The organism is Nostoc sp. JL23 (assembly GCF_017115065.1).
Classification (GTDB): Bacteria; Cyanobacteriota; Cyanobacteriia; order Cyanobacteriales; family Nostocaceae; genus Nostoc; species Nostoc punctiforme_A.
Genome location: NZ_JABXKN010000067.1, coordinates 181,661 through 198,888, shown reverse-complemented (window position 1 = coordinate 198,888; position 17,228 = coordinate 181,661). Strand labels below are relative to the sequence as shown.

Sequence of the window (17,228 nt, the reverse complement as noted above, 5' to 3'; positions counted from 1 at the left end):
TTTAGATGAATCCAGCTATTACTGGATTTTTAAGAACTTATCCAAAGCTGTAACTAGGCTGGGAGGCCAACGCCGGATATTTTTTACCCACTCAATATCTTTGTAGCGGCTATCAAGTCCATAAGCTGCTACCCAGTTACTTTCGGCTTCACCTTGTTCTCCATTTACCCAATATGCAGCTGTGAGGGCGGCACGCACATCAGCAAATTTGGAGTATTTACGGGCGATATTTCGCATCTCGCGGATTGCTTGCTCTTTTTGACCAGTTTCATACAGAGCAAGGGCGTAGTTAGCACGGGCGAAGGCAAAATTTGGGGCTATCTCATTAGATTTTTTGTAGTCTGCGATCGCATCTTCCCATTTTCCTAAACCTGCTGTGGCATTGCCGCGATTGTTATACGCCATCGCATCGTTAGGATCGAGTTCTAAAACATGATTATAATCTGCGATCGCATCGTCCCATTTTCCCATCCCTTCTAACGCCGCCCCCCGATTTAAATATGGATCGGTGACATTTGGCGCTAGTTCTATGGCTTTGTTATAATCTGCCAGCGCCTCTGGTAACTTATTCTGACTCACCCGCGAATTTCCCCGGTTACTCCAGGCCCCTGCATTTGTGGGAAATTGCTCAATAATTTTTGTCCAGTAAGTTTCAGCTGTCGCAAAGTCACCTTGATTCGTCGCTATAAACGCTTGATTTGCCCACTCATCACCTTGTTTTAACTGTTCTTGAGTAATGGGCGACTGAGATTGTGCCATAACTGGTGTACCCCAGCCAAACACAAGTAACAGACTGAGAAAAATACCAATCAACTTAATCATCTAGGTTTACCTGTCTATCTTGAAGATGGGGCATTGGGCATGGGGCATTGGGTATGGGGCAGAGGAGTGGAGGTCAAAGTACTCATTAACGGAGTTCAAAGACTCGTCAGCGAGTATTAAAGACTCATTAACGGAGTTCAAAGACTTGTCGGTGAGTATCAATGCCCAATGCCCAATGCCCCATGCCCATAATTACAATAATGACAACTGTTCATTAGGCGGCGTGAATCCCAAATGCTTATATGCTGCCTTAGTCGCCATCCTGCCGCGATGAGTTCTAGTTAAATACCCAATCTGCATGAGATAAGGTTCGTACACCTCTTCAATTGTTTGAGTATCTTCACCCGTTGCTGCTGCCATTGTTTCCAACCCCACTGGCCCGCCGTTAAATTGTTCAATGATTACACTCAGCATCTGGCGGTCTGTCCAATCTAAACCGCAGGGATCTACTTGGAATAGGTGCAATGCTTCAGATGCGATGCTTTCATTAATCTCCCCAGATATTTTTACTTCCGCATAATCACGCACCCGCTTAAGTAGCCTATTCGCAATACGTGGAGTTCCGCGTGAACGACGGGCAATTTCTGTGGCTCCATCTTCTGTAACAGGGGTTTTGAGTAATTGAGCGGTTCGCAGTACAATTTGAGTCAATTCATCAACTTCGTAAAATCGCAGTTTTTGAATTAAACCGAAGCGATCGCGCAGTGGTGAAGTTAAAGCACCCACACGCGTTGTAGCTCCCACTAGAGTAAACTTTGACAGCGGCAAACTTCTAATGCGAGCGCTGGAACCCTTACCAATAGTAATATCTAAGCGATAATCTTCCATCGCTGGGTAGAGAATTTCCTCTGTCATCCGCGAGAGGCGATGAATTTCATCGACAAATAAAATATCTCCTGGTTTCATGTTCACCAGTAGCCCGACAATATCCCGTGGACGTTCTAGGGCTGGCGCACTGGTAATTTTGTAATTTACCCCCATTTCCGATGCTAAAATCATTGCCATTGTGGTTTTTCCCAATCCCGGCGGCCCATATAGCAACAAGTGATCCAGTACCTCACCACGAGACTTTGCTGCTTTGATGGCAATATCTAGCACATCCTTTAAATCTTTTTGCCCGATGTAATCAGCAAATCGGTGTGGTCGAATACCTTCTTCTTGCTGTTCTTGCTCATCAATAGCAGCTTCAGGCTTCAAAATATTTTCTGTGGATGGTGCTTTCGCCGACTCTCGACGCTGTTTTGGTTCTCCGTTGGGTTCTGGAGGCTGTTTTTTCGATGAAATTATCGCCATAATTCAGCTATCTATTTTTAAGGGACTAGGAAGTGGGGGAGACAGGGGGGGCAGTGGAGGCAGGGGGAGAAAGAAGAACCAATGCCCAATGCCCCATACTCAATACCCATGAAAATTTTAGTTTGAGAATACCCGCGCCAATTTAAAATTTAAATTCCGGTCAATTACCCAGAAGTACAAAAGTTATTATGTTATCTAAAAGAATCTTACCGTGCTTAGATGTGAAGGCGGGACGGGTTGTAAAAGGAGTTAACTTTGTTAATCTCCAAGATGCAGGCGATCCGGTAGAACTGGCCAAGGTTTACAACGAAGCCGGTGCTGATGAATTAGTATTTCTGGATATTACAGCTACTCATGAAGATCGAGCTACAATTATAGATGTGGTGTACCGCACTGCTGAACAGGTCTTTATTCCATTGACTGTAGGTGGTGGCATTCAATCCTTAGAAAATGTTAAAGCTTTGTTACGAGCCGGCGCAGATAAGGTTAGTATTAATTCTGCGGCGGTGCGCGATCCAGACTTGATTAATCGGGCTAGCGATCGCTTTGGTAATCAGTGCATAGTTGTTGCTATTGATGCCAGACGCAGAAATAACCCGGAAAATCCAGGTTGGGATGTGTATGTGCGGGGTGGCAGAGAAAATACAGGCTTAGATGCCCTATTGTGGGCACAAGAAGTTGAAAAACGGGGGGCCGGAGAACTGCTAGTCACAAGTATGGATGCTGATGGAACCCAAGCTGGGTATGACATTGAGATCACACGCGCAATTGCCGATGCTGTAGAAATTCCAGTTATTGCTTCTGGTGGTGCAGGTAATTGTGAACATATCTACACTGCCCTAACTGAAGGCAAAGCTGAAGCCGCATTACTCGCATCACTGTTACATTACGGACAATTAAGCGTAGCAGAAATTAAAAGTTACTTGCGCGATCGCAACGTGCCAGTCAGAACATTATCTTGATCCACCATTTCTCATTTAATGACATCCATCTAAGGTTAGGCACACTTCCTGAAAAGGGTGTTAATATTATTTTACAAGTATTAACAAATATTAAGAAATATGCTGCTTCCTATTTTACTTTTTGATGTAGCCCTGGTAGCGTGGTCGCTGCACTTAATGGAAAAAGCCTACGAGAGTAAAGAATTTTCTCTAATGTTAGCTGGTACCTTGGTTGCTCTTGCTGCTGCTGCCATGTTAGTAGTCTACTTTTTGATGGGTCATTGTATGACCTATTTGTTGCAAGTATCCTAGAGAGTGCTGAGTACCAGAGGAGATATTTAAAATTTAGTCTCCTATAAAAAGTTTGACAAAGTAATAATAACTAAGCAATTATATATAGTTTATTTTAAGAGGATGTTTTCAAAGTACTAAAAGTATAATTTTTGCCTTCTAGAGTACGGTAAGTGCAACGAAAAACTAAGGTTTTCGCCATATACTTAAATGCTTGGCTGTGCTAATTATCAGAGCAAAAGACCCTTTTAAAACATCCTCTAAGGGCTTATAGCACAGTTGGTAGCGCACCTGTACATTCACAAATTAGATGCCGCAATCGATTTCAGCGTTTGGGTAAGGATTATGAGTTGTACACAAAGCTAAGTGACGCAATAATTTATGGCTCATTGATTCGTCTGATGGTAAAACGAATGGCACCCTAAAGCTTTTCTTGACGAATCAGCTAGCTTTAAGGATAAATATGGCTAACCAAAGCTTATTGATGCATCACTTTTTCAGTTTTACTTTGTGGAGTAATTCATCTTTAATCCGGTTAAGAATTGAAGTCTCATCCAAGTTTGCTAAAATCCGATTAATTACTGCTTTCGGCCCATCAGGCCCCCAAGTTGCGCCATTGGCTAAATAAACTTTGGTAACTTGTCCAATACCGTAAGAAGAAACACCAGCGACTCCTCCTTGGGTAATTGCTACCGATATATAAGGGCCTAGTGCAATGCCACCCGTAGCTGTTGCAGAGATCCCAAGTAAAGTTTTTAATCCACTCAAGCCTAAATTTGCTAACAATTCACTAGCACCGATACCGCCCATACTCAAGGCGATTTTTTGTAGCAATTGTACAGCCCCAGCCTCGGTCATAGAGAAGCCATAGAGTTTAGATAAACCCAAAATCAGAGCAATATCAATTACCACACTACTCAGAATATCTACCACAGTTACAGGATTGAGTGCGATCGCTAATGCTTTAGTCATCACAGCCTTCCAAATCAACTGATTGGCATTCTGTTCCCGAATCATCAGTTTTCGTTCTATCAACTGCTCATTTACAATGTCGGCATAAAGCATGGTATTTAGGGCAACCAAGGCTTTACCCTCACGATGCAGAATTTCCAATATTTTCAGCTTCAGTTCCTCGACTTGGGCATTTCCTGTACGCAACTGTATGCCCCTAGTACCATCAGGGCGACGAATCGCCGTCTTCACCAATGGCGATGCCGCAGCCATGACAATTTCTAGAGGTGTGAGTAATTCCCGTACCCTTTCATCCCGGATTTTGTGATAAATTGCCATCCGGTCTGCTTCTGGATACTGATCTACTTTGTTAAACACCAGAATGATCGGTTTACCTGCTTCTCGCAACTGCGAAAGGGCGGCGTATTCTAACTTTGTCATATCACCAGATATCACAAATAGAATCAAATCTGCTTGTTTGGCAATCTGTTCAGCTAAAGCGGCGCGGGTTGCACCATCTACTTCGTCTAATCCAGGAGTATCAATTAATTCCACCTGAGATTGACCTACACCAGGGAGAGTTACTCGCAAAGCACGTTCAGTTTCCCCAATCATCTCCTCACTAATACTCCAATTAACTGTTTGAGCAGTACGGGTGACACCGTGTAGCGGCCCAGTTTCAAATACCGTTTGCCCAACCAAAGAATTGAGTAGAGAAGACTTACCACGTCCCACCATGCCAAAAGTCGCAATCTGCACTACCATGCGGTCTAACTTTCCCAGCATGGTTTCCAAATCAGCAATTTCCCTCTCTAACCCGGTTTTTTCCTGGGGAGTAAGGTCGAGATTAGCTACTAAGTTTCGCAACGCTGTTTGTGCTTGTTTATAGTTCAGTTCCGTCTGAATGTCTTCAAAACTAAAAATAGCACTATCCAGTTCTTCCTCCCAGCTGAGAGAATTTACGTTAGTGTTAGCGGAATCGCTTTGATGAGGTTCAGGCACGGGCAATGTCGAGGTCATATCAATTTGAGATTTGAAATTTGGGATTTTTAAATTAGCCCTGTCTCTTATCCTAGTTATTTTTAACAGAGGTTTGTGGAGATTAGGGAGCAGAGGAGAAGTTGCAGTAAGTTTTCCCCTCTGCCTCTTCTGCCCAATGACCAATGACTAATGACCAATGGCTAACAAAAAGTCATAAACTGAAAAATGCATCTAAATATAACGCGTTAGGATCTTGACTAAATTACCTGTGCGGAAAATCGTTATTGCCGGCAACTGGAAAATGTTCAAAACCCAGTCAGAAACCCAGGAGTTTTTACAAGGATTTCTGCCCCACTTAGAGGAAACCCCCGAAGGGCGAGAAGTGATATTGTGTCCTCCTTTCACTGATTTAAGTGTTTTGTCCAAGACCTTGCACGGTAGCCTCATCCAACTGGGGGCACAAAATATCCATTGGGAAGAATATGGAGCCTATACGGGTGAGATTTCTGGCCCGATGCTGACAGAAAGTGGTGTGCGCTTTGTGATTGTCGGTCATAGCGAACGACGGCAATACTTTGGGGAAACGGACGCCACCGTTAATCTGCGCCTCCGAACTGCTCAAAGGTTTGGTTTGACTCCAATTCTCTGTGTTGGCGAAAGTAAACAACAACGAGATGCGGGAGAAGCTGAATCACTGATTGCTCTCCAACTCGACAAAGCCTTGGTAGATATCGATCAGGATAATTTGGTGATTGCCTATGAACCGATTTGGGCCATTGGTACTGGTGACACTTGTGAAGTAGAGGAAGCTAATCGAATAATTGGCTTAATTCGTAGCAAGTTGACTAATCCAAATGTATCAATTCAATATGGCGGTTCAGTCAAGCCGAATAATATTGATGAGATTATGGCTCAACCAGAAATTGATGGTGTCCTCGTGGGAGGAGCAAGTCTAGAACCTGAGAGTTTCGCTCGGATTGTGAATTTTAAGTCAGTGTGATGTGCTTTTTTCTCGTTCCCATGCAGAGCATGGGAATGCCTAATGTAGATTTATGCCAAGGAACTTGATAATTCGAGGACGCTGTTTCGATTGGGGACAGCGGACTTATTTGATGGGCATTTTAAATGTAACGCCTGATAGCTTTAGTGATGGGGGTGAGTTTAACACTTCCTCAGCTGCTTTAGTACAGGCGCAAGCACTGGTGGCTGCTGGTGCTGACATCATCGATGTGGGCGGTCAATCAACTCGACCAGGGGCAAAGCAAATAACTCTGATGGAGGAACTTGACCGGGTACTATCGGTATTACAGGTGCTAAGACCAGAGATTTCAGTCCCGATTTCTGTAGATACAACCCGTGCTGCTGTCGCCAAGGCATCTGTAGAAGCTGGAGCAGATATTATTAATGATATTTCTGGCGGCACTTTTGACTCAGAAATGTTGGCAACAGTCGCAGAGTTAGGTGTGCCGATGATTTTAATGCACATCCGGGGAACACCACAGACAATGCAACAACAGACCGATTATCAAGATTTGCTCGGTGAGATTTATAATTTTTTGGCTCGGCAAATTGAGGCAGCAACTTCTGCGGGCATTGACCTGGATAAAATTATTATCGATCCTGGTATTGGTTTTGCTAAAAACTATGAGCAAAATTTAGAAATTTTTCGCAGTTTGCGATCGCTCGCACCACTCAACTGTCCTATCTTGGTAGGAGCATCTCGTAAAAGTTTTATTGGTCGCATTTTAAATCAACCAGATCCCAAAGCACGAGTTTGGGGAACGGCAGCAGCTTGTTGTGCTGCTATTTTTAATGGCGCTGATATCCTCCGAGTTCACGATGTTCAAGAAATGCGCGATGTTTCACTAGTAGCCGATGCCTTATTGAGACAAGCTAGACAGCGTGACTCTTAAGTATTCCGTTCTTCGATTTTTTTGCCGTTACCTTCTTGAGTTACCGACTCGGCTATCAACTCCTGAAACATTTCACTTGAGTTAGCCGGGTCTACAAAGACAATTTTGGCGTTATTGCTCTCACCAAGTTTTTGGCTAGCATCTACATAATCTTGAGCCACGAGATACCGCAGAATGTCTCTACTATCGGGATTGGCACGGAGAGCTTGAGAAATGATTTGCACTGAAGCCATAGTTCCTTCTGCTTTCTTAATCGCAGCTTCCTTTTCCCCTTCTGCTTCGGTAATCAATGCCCGTTTTTTGATGACGGCGGCTTGTTCCTCTTCCCTAGACTTTCGCACACTCTCAGGTAGGGTAATTCTCTGAATATCTAACCGGAGAATCTCAACTCCCCAATCTGCCGTTACATGATTCAACTGATCTAAAATAGCTGAGTCCATCTCTGCTCTAGAGACGTTGGTCTGCTCTAGGGTATTTTGGGCAATGATTTCTCGGAGCGTAGTTGTGGTTATCTGTGTTAATGCCCCTTGCAGATCCTCAATCGCGTAAAAGCTTCTCTCAATATCTCGAATGCGCCAGTATACAATAGCATCCACTTCTACGTAAATATTATCTTGGGTGATCACATTCTGAGGTTTGATGTCTGTATACTGCTCTCGTGTAGTATCTTCCATCACAATCTGATCGACCAAGGGAACAATAAAGTTCAGCCCCGGCTTAAGTTTTCGATGATACCGCCCTAAGCGTTCGACTAAGGCTTCATTTCCTTGATTAATCAGTTTTGCAGAACCTAATGCATAACCTATAAGGGCTAAAACTATAGCAATAATTGGCTCCATGTATGCTCCTATTCAGCTTTGGGGAGAATTTAGTGTCAAAGATATGCTACTAGCTTGTCATATCTTTGAGTTTAATGTTTTGAGTCTGTAATTTTATCAACATCGGCAGCGATGTCGAGTCGCTGCACGTTTTGTACATATTTTGTAAGTAAAAACTATTTTGCGGAATGCGATCGCTATTAAAGCACCTTGATAAAACGCTGGCAAGGACTACTTGATGTAATCAACATTACTTGTACTGGCATTTTCAGACAGCCTGAATTTTTTTAAGTATATTTACGCAAGCTAATCAAATTAAGGTAAAATTTGGCAAGATTTTAAAAACCCCACTATAATCGGATAAAAATTGGCTTGGGCCATTAAAAATATCAAAATATTATGGGCAGGTTGTTAATCAAACTTATAGGTTTAATTCTACTTTTCACAGGATTATACTTTTTTGGTCAAAACATCATATTTGTTAGCGGTTACTATTCATATTTTTATCGGAGCTTACCTGCTACAGCTTCAGTTTTGGCAACGATGATAGGTATATTTGCATTAGTCTTTTTTCGGAGAGAAACTGGTAACTTAGGATGGATTTTTCTCGGCATTGGCGTAGTATTAATTTTCTTAAGCGGTGGAGTTATTTTAAAGCCAACTAGCCTATGGAATTTCATAATTGCTTTTACAGCATTAGCAACTGGATATAAATTACTAAATGAGGGCAGAATCAACTTTTAAAATCTGTTTTCATTATGTATCTTAGTAACTAAGATTACATTATTTACCCATTGAGAGTACAGTCAGAAAAATTTAGCATCATAATTTCCCCATCTTCTTTATTGGTTCTAAGAGTGCATTAGGGAACTTAGATTAACTTTTAGTTAAGTAACGATTTCACAATACAGAAGCACACGTAACCCTCGTCAGCCGGACGAATAGCCTCTTAATCATGACTTTAGCTCAGAGGGGTTTTACTAAGGTTGAGGGTAATATTAGAATGGAAACTATTGATGATGAGGAAAAGGGAAGAATGACCCAGGTGGTTCTAGGAGAGAACGAAGGAATAGACTCAGCTTTGCGTCGGTTTAAACGCCAGGTTTCCAAAGCTGGGATATTAGCTGATGTGAAATATCATCGGCACTTTGAAACACCGATAGAAAAACGCAAACGTAAGGCAGTGGCAGCTAGACGCACAAGACGTTTTAAATAAACCAATTTGGTGTGATACCGGCGTTGCTTAAGGTTATGACCGAAAACAAGCAACAGCGCGTAGGCGTAGCCCATCGTAGACATCGCCATTATTCATACAAACATTAAGCAAAGTCTGCCGCACCGCTAATTAGGGTGTAGATGAGTTACTTTTACTATATGTAGAGAGCGTTAGAGGCTTTATCTTGGTTGGATGGAGCAAGCTAAAATCGCTACCCATCAACCAAAATAAGCGCCTTTAAACATCGGTTAGCTTTCTTTAATCAGCTGATAGGACAGTATTCATGCAGCCCTAAGACTCAGAATTATTAATGGTGCGGCTATTACAAACATTCATCGCCTTTTCTACTCCCTGCTTGAGACTTAGTTCAATACACTCAACTATGAACTGAAGTACAAGAGACATCTGCTGATTTTCGGCAGCAGAAAATCGCCCCAGCACATGAGAGACAGCACCAGAATCATCCTTATTAGCTGCATCTTTGGGTTTACCAATACCGATTCGCAAACGGGGAAAGTTTTGGGTATTAAGATGTGCGATCGCACTTTTCATGCCGTTATGTCCCCCAGATGAACCAGATAAACGCAAACGAGTTTTTCCCAAGGGCAAATCCATATCGTCATAAACGATCAACACTGACTCAGGCGGCAATTTATACCAACTTGTCACCGCTTGTATTGCTTGCCCTGAGCGATTCATATAAGTTAACGGCTTTAGCAAGCGAATCTTACCTCCACCTGGGGCTATACCCTCGCCATACTCACCCTGAAACTTCCGGTTTTCTGCTAAGGAAATGCGCCAAGAACGGGAGAGAGTTTCTAAAGCAGCAAAACCGATATTATGGCGTGTTTGGTCATATTTAGCTTCTGGATTCCCTAATCCGACGATTAGTTGGGGAATTACCAAAGCTGGTTGCGTAACAGCTTCTGTCATTTTGCCTAGAGTCAATTGATATGCAGCACTCTTCTATATAGTCTGTCTGATTAATTTTGGGGAGTTCGTAGTAAGCACTTCAGTGTTTAAAATCCAGGACTAGAGTCCTTACTACGAACTTGACAGACTACTAGCTAGGTTGGGAAGAACTAGCGGTATCCTGCTCAGATTTAGCAGGGTGGATTTGCTTAGGTTCCAATTCAGCAGTAGTCTTGACAACTTCTTCTAACTGTTCTGCTTCTTTTTGAAACTCGTTTTGAAACTCCTTAGAGGCTTCTTGGAAACTACGAATTGTTTTGCCCACACTCCGACCGATCTCTGGTAGCTTTTTTGGGCCAAAGATTAACAGCGCTACTACCATAATTACAGCCATTTCCGGCAGACCGATACCAAATATATTCATTTTTTGTCTCCTGTAAACTTTAGAACCACTACAGAAACTCACATATATAGTTAGTCTAGTCGGAAATCGCAACTCACAAAAAAACCCGGAAGAACCGGGTGTAACTTAACTTGTTATCCAAACTCACTCGCTGTGTATGCGTTAGCGTCCTAAGCTGCGCCAATCGACAAATACATCCTGAACCAACAGTGATTTATTGTAAAGTTGCAGAATAATCAGCAGAAACACGAAAAATAGCGCCATAAAAACAGCCATCACAGGGGTAGTACCCCAACCTGGAGCCACTTTCCCATACTCAGAGTTCAGTGGTTTCAGGATATCTCCCAACCTAGTCCTTTGTGCCATAGTCCACCTAAGATTACTTGCCAAAGCTTTTTTTAATCTTCTGTAATATTCTATAAGAATAGCACTCATCATCTATCTCTCAATTATGGAACCCGCAATAGTTCTTAGCATTTCTATGGCTGCCGTCGTAGTTGCCATCACTGGAATTTCGATCTATACCTCCTTTGGCCCTCCTAGCAAGGAATTGAACGATCCGTTTGATGACCACGAAGATTAGTGCGATTCGTTGTAAGTCCTACCAGCAAGGTTCATGCTTGACTCTTTATCTGCCCACACCGAGTAAGCTCGATTCTTACAGAGTGAAACTGGGAACAGAGCGCAATAGTACTACTGTTATGGGTGGTAACGGCGCTACCAAGAAAAGTGACCTACAGTGGATGTTGGGGCATATCTTAAACACCCGATATCAGAGTTACCCTGCCGAGTTTTTAAGTGACAGTGGCTAGAACCTGGGGTTCTGATGGTTAAATTGGCACTACCTAACGGAACAAACAATTTACTGAGGGAACTTTTTGTCACTACTACAATAAGTAATTACACAAACCCTCTTGAAAAGTTTTTTAGGAGGGTTTTTGATTTATTTAGAGCGATCGCCTTGCTCTTGCATTGGTTAAGGGACTTCCAAATCAAAAAATATCCAATTAACTCTTGTGGGCTGGGCGTCTCGCCCAACTGTAGCCAAAGGCGGGCTTTTCAGTCAATCTGACAAGATTGGATAATTTATTTGTTGTATAGCAATCCTATTTGAGTTGTGAAAATTAACGAATCGCCAAGACGCCAAGAGCGCCAAGAAAAGAAAGAGAAGTTTTCACAAATGATTTAGGACTGCTATAGGACTAGTATTTGATTTTTGAAATATACGTAGGGTGCGTTACGCTTCACTAACACACCCTACAAATACTTAGATTTTTTCAGAAATCAAATATGATTCCTATATATACTTCCAAATAATTAATAAAATCAGGTGCAACCTTTAGAGCTGATTCGTAAAGTAAATCTACAGAGAAGTAAATCTGGTTTTACTCAGGTTATAGGCTAAATCAAGTATAGTTATGTTGAGTTGCAGAATTACTGTTAAAAATCATGTATATTCAGTTACATGGGTAGAGTAATAATAAATTTTGTCCCCTCACCAGGTATTGATAAGCAGTTGACTTGTCCGTTGTGTTTGTCAACAATAATTTGGTAGCTAATGGCTAATCCCAGCCCGGTTCCCTTGCCCACAGCCTTGGTTGTGAAAGATTGCTCAAAAATTCGAGATTGCACCTCAGTAAGCATACCAGGGCCATTATCTTGGATACAAATTGTGACAGTTTGTTGTTGAGGATCGAGCGATGTGGTAATGGTGATTATACTCGGGACAGCAGTAATATCTTGATTGGAATTTTTTTGATGGAGTTCATCAAATGCATCAATGGCATTGGCGATGATATTCATGAACACCTGGTTCAGTTGTCCGGGATAGCAACTGATTGGAGGTAACTCACCGTATTGTGTGACAACCTGGATTTTAGTGCGATCGCCATTGCCTTTGAGTCGATGTTTCAACAGCATTAAGGTGCTATCGATTCCTTCGTGAATCTGAAACTTTATCTGAGATGAAATATCTGCGCGAGTAAAAGTTCTCAGAGAGAGACTGATATCTTTCAGACGGGTAATGCCTTGGTGCATTGATGCCAGTAGTTTCGGCAGATCCTGTGCCAGATACTCCAAGTCAATTTCTTCAAGAAGCTCTTGAATTTCCGAGTCTGACTGCGTTAGCTTCTCCTGTTGCAGGCTCACCAGGCGAAGTAGATTATTTACATGTTCTTCAATATAAGATAAATTTCCGCCAACGAAACCAACCGGATTATTAATTTCATGACCAATACCTGCAACCAACTGCCCTAATGTGGACATTTTCTCACTCTGGATCATTTGTAGTTGGGTTTGCTGTAACTGTTGTAGAGATTGAGTTAATTCTGCGGTGCGTTCTTGCACACGTTCTTCTAATGTGCGGGTGAGATGGGAAATTTTGAGGTGTAACTTTAAACGGGCAATGACTTCTTCATGTTGAAAGGGTTTGGTAATATAGTCAACCGCACCTATTTCCAGTCCAGCCACCTTGTCTGTAGAATCGGATAGGGCAGTCATGAAAATCACCGGAATATTCTCAGTGATGGGATTGATTTTCAGTCTCCGACAAGTTTCAAATCCATCAATACCTGCCATCATTACATCCAAGAGTATGAGATCGGGATGAGCATATTCTGTTTGTTCGATCGCTGACTCCCCATCTGTTGCCATCAGGGCTTTCCAGCCACACTTGTGAATCGCTTCCGCTAGCACCTTGAGATTGTTTGGATTGTCATCCACTAATAAAATATGTATGGGTTTCGAGATAGGAACAGCGATCATGGATGTAACTCCGTTGTAACAAATGATTTGAGTAACTTACGGATTTTTCCGGTTTGGAAATTGGCAGTGAGTTTGCTTAACTCTGCCGCGAAGGGAGCTAGTTGATTATTTTGCTCAATTAGTTCTCTTAACATTCCCTCAATCGCCGAGATATCTCCCATCATTGCTAAATGATAGAGTTGTTGCAAAACTTCTTGGGATGGTAGAATCCATTCACTACTAGCGATCTGCTCGCCTTTGGGAGGCGAAGATTCGGCATATATCCATTCCACCCCCAACAGCGATCGCAGTCTATTGAGTAGTTCCTCAATCTGGAGAGGTTTGGCTAGAAAGGCTGTTGCCCCTGCTTCTAAACTCCGCTGGCGATTTGACTCAAAAACGCTGGCACTAGAGACAATAATAGGAATAGAACGGGTTTGCGGATTCTCTTGCAGGTGAACCATTAGCTCAAAACCATCCATATTCGGCATGGCTAAATCAAGCAGAATCACATCTGGATTGTGTTCAATTGCTATCTGTAGCCCATGTTTGCCATCGGTCGCTTCTAGGGTTTGACAGCCAATTTCTTGCAGCAGACTGGTTAACATAGAACAGTGGTTGCGATCGTCATCAACAATCAGAATCTGAGGCGCACTACCCTGAATCCCAGTAATTTTCTGGGGAGTTGGGTTGTAATCTGTCTTAGACATCGCTCCTCCACGCCAATCATGTAGGCGTAGCCCGTCGTAGACATCGAGTGGTACTGATACTGTCAAATCCAGCCAAAACAGACTTCCTTCACCCAGGTGGCTTTGCACCTGAATTTGGCTCCCCATCAATGCCGCAATTCTTTGGCTAATGGCCAATCCCAAGCCAGTACCTTCAGATCGTTGTCCTGCTTCACCCACTTGCTCAAAGGGCAAAAAGATTTTCTCAAGTTGGTCTGGTAACATCCCAATACCCGTATCTTCAATTTGAAAACGAATCTTTTGATGTGTCATTTGTCCATTGTCATTGGTGAGCCACTGCGGTCTTGGGGTCTCCCCAAGTGAAGCAAGTGGCGTCGTTTGTTTAGACTCTTGACTAATGACTTCCACTTTGAACGTTACACTACCGCTATCTGTAAATTTGATTGCGTTGCCCAGCAAGTTAATTAACACTTGCCGCAGCCGTTTTTCATCAACTTCAACGGCAAGTGGTAGGCGATCGCTAATTAAGATATTAAATCTAATCCCTTTCTGTTCAGCCCGGATACCACAAATCTCTGTTACACCATGTAAGAAACTGGGCAGATGCACACTAGTGACAACCAAATCCAATTTCCTCGCTTCTATCTTTGAGAGATCGAGAATGTCATTGATCAGCATCAAAAGATGCGAACCGCATTGGTAGATAATGCTAACCCCTTCGAGGTTTTTAGCTGTCATGTTTGGCGATCCTTCTAGTACCTGGGCAAAACCAAGGATGCCATTAAGAGGTGTGCGTAGTTCGTGGCTCATATTGGCGAGAAACTCACTCTTGGCCTGATTGGCAGCATCGGCAGCTTGCTTTGCCTCCACTAATTCATGAGTTCGTTCTTCGACTTTTGTCTCTAGGGTTTTGGAATAATCCAATAGTTGACTGTTGGCAATTTCCAGTTGACGATTTGTTTCTTCTAACTTCCTCTGTTTATAGGCATTAGTTGTTGCAATCACACTACCGATAAACGCCGCTAAAGTGGGTGTTACCGGAATTAAAACACCATACAAAAACATCCCATAGCCACCCCATATACAGGCTCCACTGATGCCTACAGTTGCCCAAAGAATTTTGCCGCCGGGAATCCGCAGCTTGCTATTAGATAACAACCAACTGCCTGTAGAACCAATGACAGACGACAAAACAATCCAGAGTGATAAATAACGGCTTCTGAACCATGCCAATTGAGCAGAATTTGATAGCCTCCTAAATCGGCATCGGTATAACCTGCTTCTTGATTTTGCAGTGGTAAGTAAATTTCCTTACCCAACTGAAACTTTTGCTGTTGGGGGTCAATGCTTTCTAAGCTAATTTTTTCAGCTTCGAGGTACTTTAGAGCTACTAGGGTTGCCAGTCCAGCTTTAATAGTGTTTTGCTCTTTAGCATCTTCAGCTGTTAGGAGGGCACGACGTACAAAGCGATCGCCATCCAAGACTAAATCTGCTAATCCTACTTGATCCTTTTTTTTCAATTCCGGTGGAGGATTGACGCGTTCACCGGTAATTTTCTCAACTCCGATTAAATTGGGAGTATTGCGAAAGACTTGAACAAGTTGCTCGTGTCCGCTTCCTTCGGGTAAATCTCGATAGAGATCCAAGCCAATGGCTCTCGGCTGCTGCGCCCGGATTTTTTCTAGTAATCGTGCCAGCGCCCAGTCTGGAACTGGCCATTTACGTACTGATTGGATATCGCGCTCATCAATTGTAACAATCACAATCTCATCTGCGTAGGCGTAGCCCGCCATAGGCATCGCCTCTGAAGATCGCTGACGAACCCATTCGTCGCGAATTTTCCATTCCGGTAAATTGAAAAGTCCCAACGATTGCCCAACTATAACTGTCAAGGCAACGCTGGGAGTAATAATTAAAACGCTGCGAGTATGTTGGATAAAAGCCTGGAATCTGCGCCACATATTTGTGCCATACAATGGGGGTTGGGATTGGGGAAGGTGGTGCCCCTCAAGGGGATAAGGGATAATTGGGGACTGGGTGGAAGGAAAAAGAGGGGAACAAAGAGAATAAAGAGAATAATTACTCTTAACCCAATCCCCAAATTGGTATTAGTTAGTAGATGCTAATAAGTTCGCTGTTACAATCTCCTTCAAACTCACTGAGGATAGAAGTTCTTCCCATTGTTTTCGGAGAGTTGCATTGTTAGGTTGAGTGGTATATACCGATGCAAGTGTTGCCACACAGTCATACCAAACACCGTTTTTACCCAAAATAGTAGCCCGCTTCAGAGCATCTTGCTCTTGGATTGCTGTTGCCAACTCTGCGCTGGGCTGGATACGCTGAATCCAACCATCGACGTAAGGCGTACTCGGACTGAGTTGACCATCTACTTTGAGTGCTAGGAACCATTGATAGTTTTTACCAACGGCTAAAGCGGGTGCATTCGCTGGTAATTTGATCGCGATTACTCCAGTTTTCTCTGGAACTGAAATGTTCATTTGATGTTGCATATTGCCAACTTCATCCTTGAGGCTGAACACTGCTTCTTGAGCATTAGAAGCCGGGATATATACCAATATTGTGGGACGTTCAGACACTGTTGTGCCATAGAAGTTTTGGGGCAAGAGGGCGATTAGCGCTGTTGGTTGCGTTGTATTTGTAATCGATGGATTCAAGTAGTAAGTACCAACGCGAGAAGCACCCGCACTTGCTTGTTGGGGAGCGCCTTTGCCGACAGCAGGTGTAAAGAGGTTGCCGCGAGAAGCTCCTCCTGTTGCCTGTCTGGGCGTACCTTTACCGACGGCAGGTGTAAAGAGGCTGCCGCGAGAAGCTCCTCCGGTTGCTTGTCTGGGCGTACCTTTGCCGACAGCAGGTGTAAATATACTACCGCGAGAAGCTCCTCCGGTTGCTTGTCTAGGCGCACCTTTCCCGGCAGTAGGTGTAAATATACTACCGCGAGAAGCTCCTCCGGTTGCTTGTCTAGGAGAGCCACTGTTGGCGGGTGGAGTAAATGTAATAGCATGAGCACTAGTCCATGTAGTGCTAGCGAGCAGAGCGATGACGCTCAATGTACTAGCTAAATATCGACGTTTCATGATGTTTTCCTTATGTCATTGCAATGTGATACAAACAAAATACGTTTGTTTCGACTATGGTCAGAAGCTCAGAGAATAAGTCTAAGTAACAGTAAAATCAGGGAACTTCTATTAGCAGTATAGGCGAGCTTGAGCTAAATTCGTGTAAAAAATAGCGTAAA

Annotated in this window: 17 protein-coding genes and 2 pseudogenes; 9 read left to right on the top strand and 10 right to left on the bottom strand. The window is 43.1% G+C overall.

What is annotated here, in order from left to right; translation table 11 throughout:
- Window positions 1-18: 18 nt before the first annotated feature.
- Together HWQ42_RS14130 and ruvB are read right to left on the bottom strand one after the other, a co-directional pair.
- A complete protein-coding gene (locus HWQ42_RS14130) occupies window positions 19-822 on the bottom strand; it encodes a tetratricopeptide repeat protein (RefSeq protein WP_292812970.1) in 804 nt (267 codons plus the stop codon).
- 192 nt (window positions 823-1,014) lie between these two features.
- Window positions 1,015-2,115, bottom strand: a complete 1,101-nt coding sequence (gene ruvB, locus HWQ42_RS14125) for a Holliday junction branch migration DNA helicase RuvB (RefSeq protein ID WP_292812968.1) — start codon at window positions 2,113-2,115, stop codon at window positions 1,015-1,017.
- A gap of 188 nt (window positions 2,116-2,303) precedes the next feature.
- Here ruvB and hisF point away from each other — a divergent pair, with 188 nt between their 5' ends.
- The 3 genes and pseudogenes from hisF to HWQ42_RS14110 form a co-directional block, all read left to right on the top strand.
- A complete protein-coding gene (gene hisF / locus HWQ42_RS14120) occupies window positions 2,304-3,077 on the top strand; it encodes an imidazole glycerol phosphate synthase subunit HisF (protein ID WP_292741463.1) in 774 nt (257 codons plus the stop codon).
- A 99-nt stretch (window positions 3,078-3,176) separates the two neighbouring features.
- Window positions 3,177-3,368 carry a hypothetical protein gene (locus tag HWQ42_RS14115; protein WP_094348875.1) on the top strand — a complete coding sequence of 64 codons (192 nt, stop codon included), beginning with the start codon at window positions 3,177-3,179 and terminating at the stop codon, window positions 3,366-3,368.
- A 296-nt stretch (window positions 3,369-3,664) separates the two neighbouring features.
- Window positions 3,665-3,772, top strand: a pseudogene (locus HWQ42_RS14110) (IS5/IS1182 family transposase); the annotation flags it as partial.
- 64 nt (window positions 3,773-3,836) lie between these two features.
- On the opposite strand, the gene HWQ42_RS14105 reads toward HWQ42_RS14110, so the two are convergent.
- On the bottom strand, window positions 3,837-5,318 hold the full coding sequence (locus HWQ42_RS14105; protein WP_292812965.1) for a GTP-binding protein: 1,482 nt from the start codon (window positions 5,316-5,318) through the stop codon (window positions 3,837-3,839).
- A gap of 229 nt (window positions 5,319-5,547) precedes the next feature.
- On the opposite strand from HWQ42_RS14105, the gene tpiA reads away from it, so the two are divergent.
- Together tpiA and folP are read left to right on the top strand one after the other, a co-directional pair.
- Window positions 5,548-6,279 (top strand): triose-phosphate isomerase, encoded by a 732-nt coding sequence (gene tpiA / locus HWQ42_RS14100; protein ID WP_292741560.1) that lies wholly within the window; start codon window positions 5,548-5,550, stop codon window positions 6,277-6,279.
- A 52-nt stretch (window positions 6,280-6,331) separates the two neighbouring features.
- Window positions 6,332-7,192 carry a dihydropteroate synthase gene (gene folP, locus HWQ42_RS14095; RefSeq protein WP_292812963.1) on the top strand — a complete coding sequence of 287 codons (861 nt, stop codon included), beginning with the start codon at window positions 6,332-6,334 and terminating at the stop codon, window positions 7,190-7,192.
- Here the strand turns inward: folP and HWQ42_RS14090 are convergent.
- On the bottom strand, window positions 7,189-8,031 hold the full coding sequence (locus tag HWQ42_RS14090; RefSeq protein ID WP_292741455.1) for an SPFH domain-containing protein: 843 nt from the start codon (window positions 8,029-8,031) through the stop codon (window positions 7,189-7,191). The two genes, folP and HWQ42_RS14090, sit on opposite strands and share 4 nt — an antisense overlap.
- Before the next feature lie 378 nt (window positions 8,032-8,409).
- Between HWQ42_RS14090 and HWQ42_RS14085 the strand changes: the two genes are divergently transcribed.
- Entirely contained in the window at window positions 8,410-8,754 is a 345-nt protein-coding gene (locus HWQ42_RS14085) for a hypothetical protein (protein ID WP_292812960.1), read from the top strand.
- Window positions 8,755-9,046: 292 nt separating this feature from the next.
- Window positions 9,047-9,226: a 30S ribosomal protein S21 gene (gene rpsU / locus HWQ42_RS14080; RefSeq protein ID WP_069073049.1), complete on the top strand. Its 180-nt coding sequence runs from the start codon at window positions 9,047-9,049 to the stop codon at window positions 9,224-9,226.
- Window positions 9,227-9,517: 291 nt separating this feature from the next.
- On the opposite strand, the gene pth is transcribed toward rpsU, so the two are convergent.
- From pth to psbH, 3 genes are all read right to left on the bottom strand, one after another.
- The gene (gene pth, locus HWQ42_RS14075) at window positions 9,518-10,159 is read right to left on the bottom strand and encodes an aminoacyl-tRNA hydrolase (RefSeq protein ID WP_292741449.1); all 642 of its coding nucleotides are present in this window, start codon (window positions 10,157-10,159) and stop codon (window positions 9,518-9,520) included.
- Window positions 10,160-10,289: 130 nt separating this feature from the next.
- On the bottom strand, window positions 10,290-10,562 hold the full coding sequence (locus tag HWQ42_RS14070) for a TatA/E family twin arginine-targeting protein translocase (protein ID WP_099103129.1): 273 nt from the start codon (window positions 10,560-10,562) through the stop codon (window positions 10,290-10,292).
- Window positions 10,563-10,703: 141 nt separating this feature from the next.
- The gene (psbH, locus tag HWQ42_RS14065; protein WP_094348882.1) at window positions 10,704-10,907 is read right to left on the bottom strand and encodes a photosystem II reaction center protein PsbH; all 204 of its coding nucleotides are present in this window, start codon (window positions 10,905-10,907) and stop codon (window positions 10,704-10,706) included.
- 85 nt (window positions 10,908-10,992) lie between these two features.
- Between psbH and psbN the strand changes: the two genes are divergently transcribed.
- Both psbN and HWQ42_RS14055 read left to right on the top strand, forming a co-directional pair.
- A complete protein-coding gene (gene psbN, locus HWQ42_RS14060; protein ID WP_012410654.1) occupies window positions 10,993-11,124 on the top strand; it encodes a photosystem II reaction center protein PsbN in 132 nt (43 codons plus the stop codon).
- Window positions 11,108-11,353 carry a hypothetical protein gene (locus tag HWQ42_RS14055; protein ID WP_292812958.1) on the top strand — a complete coding sequence of 82 codons (246 nt, stop codon included), beginning with the start codon at window positions 11,108-11,110 and terminating at the stop codon, window positions 11,351-11,353. The genes psbN and HWQ42_RS14055 overlap by 17 nt, the downstream gene beginning before the upstream one ends.
- A gap of 649 nt (window positions 11,354-12,002) precedes the next feature.
- Here the strand turns inward: HWQ42_RS14055 and HWQ42_RS14050 are convergent.
- The 3 genes and pseudogenes from HWQ42_RS14050 to HWQ42_RS14040 form a co-directional block, all read right to left on the bottom strand.
- Window positions 12,003-13,304, bottom strand: coding sequence for a response regulator (locus HWQ42_RS14050; RefSeq protein ID WP_292812955.1), 1,302 nt, complete (start codon window positions 13,302-13,304; stop codon window positions 12,003-12,005).
- Window positions 13,301-15,933 (bottom strand): annotated as a pseudogene (locus HWQ42_RS14045) (CHASE2 domain-containing protein). The gene HWQ42_RS14050 and the pseudogene HWQ42_RS14045 overlap by 4 nt, the downstream one beginning before the upstream one ends.
- 147 nt (window positions 15,934-16,080) lie before the next feature.
- A complete protein-coding gene (locus tag HWQ42_RS14040; protein ID WP_292812953.1) occupies window positions 16,081-17,067 on the bottom strand; it encodes a DUF928 domain-containing protein in 987 nt (328 codons plus the stop codon).
- Between the last annotated feature and the right edge of the window lie 161 nt (window positions 17,068-17,228).

Excerpts from the sequence above, each read along its gene's own strand:
- HWQ42_RS14040 (WP_292812953.1), bottom strand. The coding sequence starts at position 17,067 with ATGAAACGTCGATATTTAGCTAGTACATTGAGCGTCATCGCTCTGCTC.
- hisF (WP_292741463.1), top strand. The coding sequence starts at position 2,304 with ATGTTATCTAAAAGAATCTTACCGTGCTTAGATGTGAAGGCGGGACGG.
- HWQ42_RS14130 (WP_292812970.1), bottom strand. The coding sequence starts at position 822 with ATGATTAAGTTGATTGGTATTTTTCTCAGTCTGTTACTTGTGTTTGGC.
- psbN (WP_012410654.1), top strand. The coding sequence starts at position 10,993 with ATGGAACCCGCAATAGTTCTTAGCATTTCTATGGCTGCCGTCGTAGTT.
- HWQ42_RS14115 (WP_094348875.1), top strand. The coding sequence starts at position 3,177 with ATGCTGCTTCCTATTTTACTTTTTGATGTAGCCCTGGTAGCGTGGTCG.
- HWQ42_RS14070 (WP_099103129.1), bottom strand. The coding sequence starts at position 10,562 with ATGAATATATTTGGTATCGGTCTGCCGGAAATGGCTGTAATTATGGTA.
- rpsU (WP_069073049.1), top strand. The coding sequence starts at position 9,047 with ATGACCCAGGTGGTTCTAGGAGAGAACGAAGGAATAGACTCAGCTTTG.
- HWQ42_RS14105 (WP_292812965.1), bottom strand. The coding sequence starts at position 5,318 with ATGACCTCGACATTGCCCGTGCCTGAACCTCATCAAAGCGATTCCGCT.
- pth (WP_292741449.1), bottom strand. The coding sequence starts at position 10,159 with ATGACAGAAGCTGTTACGCAACCAGCTTTGGTAATTCCCCAACTAATC.
- HWQ42_RS14085 (WP_292812960.1), top strand. The coding sequence starts at position 8,410 with ATGGGCAGGTTGTTAATCAAACTTATAGGTTTAATTCTACTTTTCACA.
- psbH (WP_094348882.1), bottom strand. The coding sequence starts at position 10,907 with ATGGCACAAAGGACTAGGTTGGGAGATATCCTGAAACCACTGAACTCT.
- HWQ42_RS14055 (WP_292812958.1), top strand. The coding sequence starts at position 11,108 with ATGACCACGAAGATTAGTGCGATTCGTTGTAAGTCCTACCAGCAAGGT.
- folP (WP_292812963.1), top strand. The coding sequence starts at position 6,332 with ATGCCAAGGAACTTGATAATTCGAGGACGCTGTTTCGATTGGGGACAG.
- ruvB (WP_292812968.1), bottom strand. The coding sequence starts at position 2,115 with ATGGCGATAATTTCATCGAAAAAACAGCCTCCAGAACCCAACGGAGAA.
- HWQ42_RS14050 (WP_292812955.1), bottom strand. The coding sequence starts at position 13,304 with ATGATCGCTGTTCCTATCTCGAAACCCATACATATTTTATTAGTGGAT.
- HWQ42_RS14090 (WP_292741455.1), bottom strand. The coding sequence starts at position 8,031 with ATGGAGCCAATTATTGCTATAGTTTTAGCCCTTATAGGTTATGCATTA.